Here is a 2,013-nt window from a genome sequence, read left to right on the forward strand (position 1 = left end):
ACGAGGGCGGCCCCGGCGGCGCGCCCGGCGGCATGGGTGGCGGCATGGGCGGCATGGGCGGTATGGGCGGTGCGATGTAAACTCCGCGTAGGAGAGACACCCCACCCACGCCGACCGAAGCCGATTCGAACGGATCCGCCGACCGACCGTCGCACGCCCGTTCCGGGCCTCGACGACACGCGATTTTTATCGATGACCGACCGTTGAGCCGTCGGCTCGGCGTTCAAGCGGAAGCGGTCGCTCCGCCGACACGACGATAACAGCGATGTAACCACCCGACACGGGTGTCCGCGAGCGGTTAAGTGGCTCCTCGACGTTCGATCCGATAGCGAGACGGCCGTCGGCGCGCCGATCGATATGCGCGGTTCATGTGGGCGCGTCGCGGACCGACTTCGAATACGACTTCACTATGTCACAGCAGAAAGCGGATTACGCGGACGACGCCGAGATCGAGGCCGAACTGGACGAGCTCCCCGACGACGACACCGTCGCGGAGACGGTAGCGAACCTCGAAGAACGCGGCTTCGAGGTCGTCGTCGTCGACAACGGCGCCGAGGCACTCGACGAGATCGAGTCCCGGATCCCGGCCGGCGTCTCCGTGATGAACGGTCACTCGACGACGTTAGAGGAGATCGGGTTCGACGAGCTCCTCAGCGAGGGCAACCACGGTTGGGAGAGCCTCCCCGACCAGATCTGGAGCATCGACGACGACGCGGAGCGCCAGGCAGCGCGCCGCGAGTCACAGACCGCCGACTACTTCCTCGGGAGCGTCAACGCCGTCGCGACCACCGGCGAGCTCGTCGCCGCGGACCTCTCCGGAAGCCGGATCGGCGCGTACCCGTTCGCCGCCGGCAACGTCGTCATCGTGACGGGCACGAACAAGGTCGTCCCGACGCTGGACGACGCGTTCGACCGGCTGGAGTCGGTCGCGTACCCGCTGGAGAACGAGCGGGCGAAGGAGGCGTACGGCGTCGAGTCCGCGATCGCCAAACAGCTCGTCTATCGGCGGGAGCCGGAGGAGGGGCGGACGACGGTCGTGCTCGTGCGCGAGCAGCTCGGGTACTGAGCGCGGTTTCAGGTCGGTTCGACCCGGTTCTTTGCTGTCGCTCGACGGATCAGTACACGGGCCGGGAGGGATTCGAACCGAGTAGAGACGATCGTTCTCGCTTTGCTCGAACGCTGCGACTCTCCGGGTTCGAATCCTTCCTCTATCGAGTTCTGTCGCTCGCGATACTGCTCGCGACAAAAATACGGGCCGGGAGGGATTCGAACCCCCGACCGTCCGGTTAAAAGCCGGACGCTCTCCCTAACTGAGCTACCGGCCCGCATCAGTTCGTATGGCGAGACTACGGATAAACGTTTAGAAACCGCAGGGACGGTGGACCCGAAACGTTACCCTCGCCCCCGCCGTCGCCGCCGGTATGTCCTTCGAGATGCGGGCGTTCGCCGAGCGCCTCTGTCGGTTCCGCTCCACCGCCGGCGAGGAACGAGTCGCCGCCGAGTGGGTCGAGACGCGACTCGCCGAACTGGGGTTCGAGACGTACGCGTGGGACGCGGACCCGGAGCTGCTCGCGACCCACCCGTCGTTTCCGGACGACCCGGACGATATCGACGTCACGGGGCGGAGAAGCGTCGCGGGCGTCCTAGAGATCGGTGCCGTGGACGGTAAGGGTGACGACCCGGCCCGCGACGACCCGCTCACGGTCGTGTTGAACGGTCATCTCGATGTCGTCCCTGCCGAGGCGGCGAGCTGGTCGAGCGACCCCTTCGATCCGGTGTGGCGGTCGGACGAGGGGGGAGCGCTGGACAGAGAACGGGGCGGAGACGACCCAAGTGGAGCGGATGAGGACGACGGCGAGACGCTCACCGCTCGCGGTGCGGCGGACATGAAATCGGGGGTCGCCGCGTGTGTCGGTGCCGCACTCGACGTCCGGGAGGCGGCCGCCAACGGGACGTTCGATCCGCCCGAGCCGGGGCTTCGGATCGTCGTCGAGGCGGTCGCCGGCGAGGAAC

General features: G+C 67.2%; 1 protein-coding gene, 1 tRNA gene and 1 pseudogene. 2 read left to right on the forward strand and 1 reads right to left on the reverse strand.

The window, feature by feature from the left end; translation table 11 throughout:
* The first annotated feature begins 409 nt into the window (after positions 1-409).
* Positions 410-1,066 carry a lactate utilization protein gene (locus tag ACFQEU_RS15095; protein ID WP_379783488.1) on the forward strand — a complete coding sequence of 219 codons (657 nt, stop codon included), beginning with the start codon at positions 410-412 and terminating at the stop codon, positions 1,064-1,066.
* Between the two features lie 185 nt (positions 1,067-1,251).
* Here ACFQEU_RS15095 and ACFQEU_RS15100 read toward each other — a convergent pair.
* Positions 1,252-1,325 (reverse strand) — tRNA-Lys (locus ACFQEU_RS15100).
* A 96-nt stretch (positions 1,326-1,421) separates the two neighbouring features.
* Here ACFQEU_RS15100 and ACFQEU_RS15105 point away from each other — a divergent pair.
* Positions 1,422-2,013 (forward strand): annotated as a pseudogene (locus tag ACFQEU_RS15105) (peptidase M20); the annotation flags it as partial.

The organism is Halorubrum tibetense (genome assembly GCF_042661865.1).
Taxonomy (GTDB): domain Archaea; phylum Halobacteriota; class Halobacteria; order Halobacteriales; family Haloferacaceae; genus Halorubrum; species Halorubrum tibetense.

Excerpts from the sequence above, each read along its gene's own strand:
- ACFQEU_RS15095 (WP_379783488.1), top strand. The coding sequence starts at position 410 with ATGTCACAGCAGAAAGCGGATTACGCGGACGACGCCGAGATCGAGGCC.